The following is a 9,205-nucleotide window of genomic DNA, read 5'->3' as shown; positions in this document are numbered from 1 at the left end:
TCGGGCAAACGCAGCGAAGGCGTTAAGAAAGAAACCATGCGAGAAATTTCGGTATATGCGGAGAGAGTGGAAAACCTCCATCTTTCGGGAGGGCTGCTAACGGGAACATATGGGTTTCTTTTATCCCATACAGCTGTCGGGACAGGCGAAGAAATCCCAGCCGGTGATTTTTTGGGTTCCTTTTTGTTCATACAAAAAGGAACACCTCTTGAACGGGGAAAAGCTTGTACTTTTTGAGGATGCCCTAATTAGATCTCCAGTTTTTCCTCCTCGTCGTTTATTCAATTCTAACTAGAGAAGCCAAAGAATCTGCTGGTCATCCCCCCAACCCCCACTCCTTCGTCTAAAACTACGGAGCGTATTCTTCAGTTTTCGTCCACTGCATTTATAAACTTTGATATGCCAAAAGGGGGAACTCTCAGGTGCTCAGCTCCAAGATAGTGCTTCTAACAATTCCTAATTTTTAAATCTTAATTCCTAATTCTTCCTGACTATTACTTTTGAATATTAATTCATTATCTTCTACCGACCTTGGCAGAAAAACTAAATTCCAATTGATTTAATCAACATATCATAGACGTTACTTAACTTATGATAATGAAACAGCTATACAGAGCCTCAGCTATAGCAGCTACACTTTTTTTCCTCTTCCTGGCCTCCGCCGTCGCCCAGGATATCAGCTCCATCGACTTTCAGAACCTCCGCTCCGCCGACCTGTCCGACCAGCAGATACAGCGCCTTTGGCAGCGAGCCCAGGATGAAGGCTACACAATTTCTCAGCTCGAGCAGATGGCCCTGGCACGTGGTATGCAGCCGACAGAGGTTACCAAACTCGTCAGGCGACTCAGAAACATCAGGATGCAGGGAGGGCAACAGCAAACACAGCGGCGAGCCACGCAATTGCGAACAGTGCAGACCGACAGCCTGGCCATACAACCAGACAGCCTGAGGAAAGATACCGCCAAACACAGGATATTCGGCTCCAGCCTGTTTCGTCGTGACAAAGTAACGTTTACCCCATCACTGAATATTCCCACACCCGAAAACTACCAGCTGGGACCCGGGGACCAGCTCATTATCGATATCTGGGGTGCAGCAGAACAGACCTACGAACTTACGATATCGCCGGAAGGAACCATCACCATTGCTAATTTGGGCCCCATATATGTCAACGGCCTGACCATCGAAAGAGCTCGCGAGCGGATTAAGAGCTCCCTCTCCAGAATCTATTCCGGCCTGCAAGCCGATCCTGACGAGCCAACCGACACCCAGGCACGTATTTCGCTGGGGAATGTACGCAGTATCAATGTCACCGTCCTGGGAGAAGCCCGCTTTCCCGGTACCTACACACTGCCATCACTGGCCACCGTTTTTAACGCCCTCTACTCAGCCGGTGGACCCGATTCAACCGGTACCTACCGTGATATTGAAGTGATCCGGGGCGACAGTATCGCCGCGCGACTGGATATCTACGACTTCCTGGTATATGGAGACCAGTCCGATAATATTCGGCTGCGAGACCAGGATATTATCAAGATAGATCCCTATATCTCGCGCGTTGACCTTCAGGGTAGGACCAAGCGTACAGGTTTGTTTGAGCTGAAGGAAGGGGAGACCATACAAGATCTCGTTAACTTTGCCGGGGGATTTGCATCCAACGCATACACCAAGCGTCTCACGATAGTAGGTAACACCGGTACTCAAAAACGGATTAACGATGTCAGTTATCCCCAACAGAGTGATTTCAGGCTCCATGATGGTGATAGCCTTTATGTAGGCAAGGTGTTGGACCGATTTGCCAACAGGGTGGAGATCCAGGGCGCCGTATTCCGTCCGGGTGGCTACGAGCTCAAGGATAGCACGACCGTGCATTCACTCATTCAAAGAGCAGAAGGTGTTAAGGAAGATGCATTCATGAACCGGGGGCTCATATATAGGGAGCAGCCTGACCTTACTATTGAGGCCGTCCCGTTTAGCGTCCGAGAAGTACTGACCAATCCAGAAGATGCCGATATTTCGCTGCAGAGAAATGACATCGTACAGATTTCCTCTATTTTTGACCTCCGCGAGGATTACACCATCAGCGTGGTAGGGGCAGTCCAGGAACCAGGCACGTTCCCCTATGTAGAGAATATGACCCTGGAGGATGTGATCTTGCAGGCCGACGGTTTCAAGGAGTCGGCAGCACCCTACCGGATTGAAGTGTCCAGGCGTATTGACAGTGGAGATTCCACCTTTGTGCCGCGAGAGATAGCCGATATCCACCGCTTCCGCGTGGATGAGAACCTGGAGCTGGGGGATGAGGCGGCAAAGTTTACCCTCAAGCCATTTGACAAGGTTTTTATCAGGAACTCCCCATCCTATTTTGAGCAGGAGCAAGTAACGATTAAGGGAGAAGTACTCTTTCCCGGTAAGTATACGCTGGATCAAAAGTATATGCGCATATCGGATCTCATCCAGCGGGCTGGTGGATTGACGCAGTATTCCTATCCCCAGGGAGCCAATCTGACGCGGGAGATTGAGCAAAAAGTTGACACCACTTTTTTGAATATTCCCGATACATTGCAGGATGGAAATGATCTGCAACAGAATACGACCAGGGTTGGTATTGAATTAGCCGAGATCATAAACAATCCCGGTGGGGAAGGAGATCTTATCCTGCGGGCCGGGGATGTGCTTGAGATTCCCAAAGAACTGCAGACCGTCCAGATTGCCGGAGAAGTGCTATATCCCATAAGTGTTCGTTATGAAAGGGGAATTTCCTTTAAGCAGTACCTTCGTGCGGCGGGGGGAGCCTCTGAACAAGGCAAACCAAAAGATGCCTACATCGTCTACGCCAATGGGGAAGTGGACCGTGCCCGAAAAATCCTGTTTTTCAGGGACTATCCAAGAGTGAGACCCGGTGCCACCATCTACGTGCCGCGCAAAGAACCAGGCGCAAAACTGAGCCCACAGGAGCGAATCAGTATCTTTTCCGCTATCGTTTCCATGGCCGCAATCGTAAGTAACACCATCTTCCAGATTTCACGGAATTGACAGACTCTGTTACCCATTAGTTTTTATCGGTCCCGGGATAGAATATAATCGCTTCACGTTCAGTGCATGTGCATGGGACGTTAGTTTTTCGAAAATATAAGACGACATCGTTTACCATTTAACTTAACGTCAGTCCGATATAAAATTTCTTATTAATAATAACCCCACGCTTGGTCCCTATGCTCTGCGTCCAGTATAACCTATAAGTGCGACAGAGACGCGGAGCGCCAGAGGGCTTCCGCCGCAAAGCGGACGGAAGCGAGCAATTGGTTGAACAGTCGTCGGGCTATCCGGAATGCTAAATGCCGGTCATCGACCGGTTTTTGGCAGATGGAAGTTCAGTGGTTGCAAAAGCAAATCGGAACGGCTGTTTATATCGTACTGACTTAAAATAATAGGGCACGGGTGTTAGTGCACCACGATTTCCCCTGAGAAGGGTTTGGGGGGATGAGGTAATAGTTCGTAAGGTTCCCAAGGCAGCAATGACGAGACCGTTCTGCTATTGATAGTCCAATTCAAACCGCGCCCTTCTCAGGAAAGATTTCTCCTTGTCAGTCGAAATGACGCTAGGGTGGAGGGGCTAGGTTGTTATTTTCTGCCCACTTTCTGATATAAATGACCCTTCCCCAGAACCGTCATCTCGAACGGAGCCTGCGCAGTGAGAGATCTTCCTATGAAAAGGGCAAGGAGGTAAAACAGTGCTGCTGGTCTGAAAGACAACTTCATCACCAGTTAAGTGCCCTTCTTATCTTAGCTTCCAAAAGAATATTCAGGCCGTATTCGTTTTATAGCCAAAAGTAAATTTTAGCCCTTATTCAGGAAAGATTTCTCCCTCTCGGTCGAAATGACGCTAGGGTGGAGGGGCTTGGGTTGTTGATCACGGCCCGCCCTCTAATATTGTGACCCTTTCCCAGAACTGTCATCTCGAATGGAGCCTGCGTAGTGAGAGATCTTCCTATGAAAAGGGCAAGGATGTAAAACAGTGCTGCTGGTCTGAAAGACAACTTCATCCCCAGTTAAGTGCCCTTCTTATCTTAGCTTCCAAAAGAATATTCAGGCCGTATTCGTTTTATAGCCAAAAGTAAATTTTAGCCCTTTTCAGGGAAGATTTCTCCCTCTCGGTCGAAATGACGCTAGGGTGGAGGGGCTTGGGTTGTTATTTTCTGCCCACTTTCTGATATAAATGACCCTTCCCCAGAACCGTCATCTCGAACGGAGCCTGCGTAGTGAGAGATCTTTCCTCGGAAAAGGGCAAGGATGTAAAACAGTGCTGCTGGTCTGAAAGACAACTTCATCCCCAGTTAAGTGCCCTTCTTATCTTAGCTTCCAAAAGAATACTCAGGCTGTATTCGTTTTATAGCCAAAAGTAAATTTTAGCCCTTATTCAAGAAAGATTTCTCCCTCACGGTCGAAATGACGTTATATTGGTTGGCATGGATTGTTGATTACGGCCAGCGCTCCAAAAACAAAAGCCCACTTCCCCATAACCGTCATCTCGACCGAAGCTTGCGTAGGGAGAGATCTTTCTGCGAAGAGGCAACAGTCTGGAGAGCCGGATACCCTTACGAGGAGCTCTTTCTGACTGATCCTAAACAACTTATGGAAACAAATCTCCGTGACTGTTGTAAACAAGTAAAACACAGGACATTAGTGCTTTATAGGTGAAGATATATTAATTGGCGAAAGCATATGTTAAAAAGTAATTTTATATGTATTTTCTAAGCCTTCAATAATTCAAGTTAATTCAAGTTAATGGCGAATAGTAATTATCCTCGGAACGGAGAAGGATTCTCCTCCAACGGTTCATACAAAGGAGAATATCACGGCAATAAACTTCCTGACCGTACCGATGAAGATGAGATAGATCTAAAACGACTTTTTTATATACTCTGGAATAACAAATGGCTCATCATTGGGTCTACTCTACTGTTTAGTATTATAGCAGGAGTCATTGCCTACCAGGTTACCCCCATTTATCAGAGCCAGGCATCGCTGCTGATCAGTCAGTCGCAGAACAGGTATTCATATGCCGGGAGTGATCTCGGCAGCCTTCTTTCCTCAACTTATGGTATTGGGACAGGTAGTACTATAGCCAATGAGCTCCAGATTTTGCGTTCGCGGCGCCTCTCAATGGAGATGGCCGATAGCCTGATGCAGGAACGATTGATGAAAAACGGGCGCCAGTTCCCGGTCCTTTTCAAAAGCTACCCGGAAGATTCCGCGATGACCGTGCAGGATACGGTGGCACTAAGGCTCCGTAACAGCATCCAGTTTACACAGGTCGACCGTGAAGCGGATATGGTGGAGATTACATACGAAAGTCCGGCCCCCCTGGAAGCAGCCTATATCGTAAATTTGGCAATCGATGTCTATTCAAAGCTATCCACCCGCCAGAACCGGAGTACCGCTAACTCCGCGGTGCAGTTCCTGCAGAAAGAGCGAAACCGTATAGAAGAACGACTGAACTCCGTGGAGAGCAGACTCAAGGAGTTTATGAACCAGGAGCAGCTGGTACAGGTGGATGCCCAGACGGAAGAACTGATTCGACGGATGGCCGAGCTGGAATCGCGAAGGCAGGAGGCTAGAACCAAGCTGGTAGCGGCTAATTCTGCTATTGAGCAGTACAAGCAGCGTCTCAACAGTATAAAACCCGGCCTTGCTAAGCAGTATGCCGATGCTGTGGGCCCCAATATGGTTCGACTGCAATACCAGGTCGCCGAACTTGAGATCGAGAAGATGCAGCTGCTGGCTAACAACCCCGGACTGAAAGACAGGCCCAATCCCCCGAAAGAGCTGCAGGAGCTCAATCAAAAAATTGAGCTTTACCGCAACCAGATCAGGAGCTTGACGGAGGATCTGATTAGCCAGAGCGACCAGTATGTCGGGTTCCTGGGTGGGGGAGACGGTAACGTGGCACAGACCATTACCGAGATAAACCAGAAGCTGATCGAGCTGCAGGTAGAGCAGCAGCAATACCAGGCCCAGGTTGATGTGCTGGATGAACAGCTCGGTGAGCAGGAGCAATTTTTTGAGAATCTGCCCGACAACATGATAGAGCTGGCCCGCCTGAAACGGGATGTAACGATCAACGAGGAGTTGTACCTTACGGTCTCCAAGCAGTATGCGGAGATGTCCCTTTGGGAGCAGACCCAGTTTGGCCTGGGGCGCCCGGTTGATGATGGCTTTGTGCCTGAAGATCCGGTGAAGCCGAATAAAGTATTATATGTGCTGGTCGGATTTATTTTGGGAGGCATACTCAGTGTGGGCTACATTTTTGTAAGTGAAGCCTTCAATACCACCATCGACAGCCTTGAAAAGATCAAGCGTTTTGGTCCGCCACTCCTTGCTGTAGTTCCGGATATGGATGACCACCTTAAAGAGAATTACGACGGCAAACGGACCGTGCAGGTAGGCAAGACGAAAGTCAACACCGGCCTGGTCACCGTTTTGGATACTGTATCACCCATTTCTGAAGCATACCGCAGGTTGGAAAGCAATATTATCTACTCCAACCCGGATCGCAAGATGCGCTCAATTCTTGTAACAAGTTCCTCCAAAGGGGAAGGTAAGACGACGCTGACCTCGAACCTCGGCGTAGTCTTGGCGGAAGCCGGCTACAGCGTAGTCATTGTTGATACTGATCTCCGCCGACCCAACCTCCACAATATGTTCGGGTTGAGCCGCTCCCCGGGAATCATTGAGATCCTTTTCGACGATCTCAGTCCCGAAGAGGCGATCAGGGAGACCGTGGTGCCGAACCTCTCCGTTTTACCTTCCGGGAAACGTCCGCCGAACCCGTCCGCCATCACGCAGAGCCGCAGACTTATTAAGGAAATACAGAAGTTGGAAGAGCAATTCGATTATGTATTGGTCGACTCTGCCCCCTATGGTATTATAACCGATCCTTCCGCCCTTATTAAGGAGGTTGACGGGGTACTGCTGGTAACCAGGTTTGGAAAGACCGATGAGGCCGAAGTGCAGCATACCATCGACAACCTGGGCCAGATCAACGCCCATATTATCGGTTCCGTGATCTCCTCGTTCGACTATGAGAAGAGCAACGATTACCACTACGGCTCATACCAGTACGGTTCCCGCTACTACCGCAGCCTGTACGAGGATTACGAGGCATATCACAAAGAAGCATAAGGATGTAATCCGCAGCGCTGCTGTTGGAATGAACTTTGAAAATGGCTGGTAACCGCGCCAGTGGCTTAGGGATCACCTGTTCGCTGCTTTTTCAGCATCATAAAAGGAAGGTGGGGGCAGCTTTGTATGTTATGCCTGCTTCAAAACAGAGCCCTTATTGAGGAGGATTTCTCCCTGACGCTCGAAATGACGTTGAGGTGATGGGGCTTGGTTGATGATTGCGGTCCGCGCTCCCAGAACAAAAGCCAATCCACCAAACCAGTCATCTCGACCGCAGCCTGCGCAGGGAGAGATCTTCCTACGAAGAGGGCAAGGCCTGGAACCTCCGCCTCGCATTAAAATACGGGGCTATGCTCTTTCGTGTATTTAAACACACGCAGGGTTTCTAGCCTGGTATTTTCAATGCCAGGCGATAGGGGAAGAGGCTACTGATTCATAAGGATTAGCACTCCATGTAATTTTGCTAGTCATAGGACCTGGACGCAGATCGCCCGGCCGGGTACCGCCGCAGAGCAATGGTACCGAGATAAAATGTTCAGCCAGTACAACCATATTGTTGCCCAATTCAAAACCGAACCCTTTTCAGGAAAGATTTCTCACTGACGCTCGAAATGACGTTTGAGTGGGAAGCTTGGTTGTTGATTGCGGTCCGCGCTCCCAAAACAAAAGCCCAATCTACCAAACCCGTCATCTCGACCGCAGCTTGCGGAGGGAGAGATCTTCCTAAGAGGAGGGCAAGGACGGAAACAGCGCCGCTAATACCTAATAAAGCCTGAGTTCGAAATAAGAAATACTTAAACAAAATAACTGTGATCCCGAGAAGCTTTGATGATGGCCGATTATCCTGTATGTAAAATCAGCTGATTTCACATTTCACAGTTGGAACCGGGATGGGCAGGATCAAAGGATTTTCGGGATTCCTTCTCAGGCAAACATTCCCATCCTGCAGATCCTCTGATCCTGTAAATCCTGGTTCCAATTTTCCCCGATGGTCACATAATCCCTCCCAATGACAGAATTGATATCGAACGGACGTTAATAAAGGTCACTGGTTCAATCACTGGGAATAAGCCAAATAACTTTGAAAGGAGTAGGTTACCGTTGGCACCCGTGACTGCACCAGATGAAATTATATTAGCCCCCTCAGCCACCGCCCCGCATTAAAATACGGGGCTACTGATTCATAAGGATTAGCACTCCATGTAATTTTGCTAGTTATAGGATACCTGGACGCAGAGCGCCCGGCCGGGTACCGCCGCAGAGCACCGGTACCGAGATAAAATGTTCAGCCAGTACAACCATATTGTGACCCAATTCAAAACCGAACCCTATTCAGGAAAGATTTCTCCCTCACGGTCGAAATGACGTTGAGGTGATGGGGCTTGGTTGATGATTGTGGACCGCTCTCTATGTACAAAGCCCTTATCTCTCAACCGTCATCTCGACCGCAGCTTGCGGAGGGAGAGATCTTCCTAAGAGGAGGGCAAGGACGGAAACAGCGCCGCTAATACCTAATAAAGCCTGAGTTCGAAATAAAAAATACTTAAACAAAATAACTGTGATCCCGAGAAGCTTTGATGATGGCCGATTATCCTGTATGTAAAATCAGCTGATTTCCCATTTCACAGTTGGAACCGGGATGGGGAGGATCTAAGGATTTTCGGGATTCCTTCTCAGGTAAACATGACCATCCCGCAGATCCACTAATCCTGTAAATCCTGGTTCCAATTTTCCCCGATGGTCACAAAATCCCTCCCAATGACAGATTCGATATCAAACGGACGTTAATAAAGGTCTCTGGTTCAATCACTGGGAATAAGCCAAATAACTTTGAAAGGAGTAGCTTACCGTTGGCACCCGTGACCTGCACCAGATGAAATTTTGTTTGCCCCCCCTCAGCCACGCCCCGCATTGAAATACGGGGCTATGCACTTACGTGTATTTAAACACACGCAGGATTTCTAGCCTGGTATTTTCAATGCCAGGCGATAGGGGAAGAGGCTACTGATTCATAAGGATT

3 protein-coding genes are annotated in these 9,205 nt (G+C 48.7%); all 3 read left to right on the top strand.

Annotated features, from left to right (window positions below; genetic code table 11):
• Window positions 1-237, top strand: a 237-nt coding sequence (locus NC796_RS19950; protein ID WP_310687094.1) for a hypothetical protein, incomplete at its 5' end; no start/stop codon positions are given.
• A gap of 360 nt (window positions 238-597) precedes the next feature.
• Window positions 598-3,036, top strand: coding sequence for an SLBB domain-containing protein (locus tag NC796_RS19945; RefSeq protein WP_310687092.1), 2,439 nt, complete (start codon window positions 598-600; stop codon window positions 3,034-3,036).
• 1,752 nt (window positions 3,037-4,788) lie between these two features.
• Window positions 4,789-7,185: a polysaccharide biosynthesis tyrosine autokinase gene (locus tag NC796_RS19940; protein WP_310687082.1), complete on the top strand. Its 2,397-nt coding sequence runs from the start codon at window positions 4,789-4,791 to the stop codon at window positions 7,183-7,185.
• Window positions 7,186-9,205 lie beyond the last annotated feature (2,020 nt).

The sequence above is a fragment of the Aliifodinibius sp. S!AR15-10 genome (genome assembly GCF_031569985.1).
GTDB lineage: Bacteria > Bacteroidota > Rhodothermia > Balneolales > Balneolaceae > JAMQKA01.
The sequence above is the reverse complement of the archived record's forward strand: the minus strand, read 5'-3'. Positions and strand labels throughout refer to the sequence as shown.

What these genes read in the sequence shown, in the direction of transcription:
- NC796_RS19940 (WP_310687082.1), top strand. Translation starts at nt 4,789, where the DNA reads ATGGCGAATAGTAATTATCCTCGGAACGGAGAAGGATTCTCCTCCAAC.
- NC796_RS19945 (WP_310687092.1), top strand. Translation starts at nt 598, where the DNA reads ATGAAACAGCTATACAGAGCCTCAGCTATAGCAGCTACACTTTTTTTC.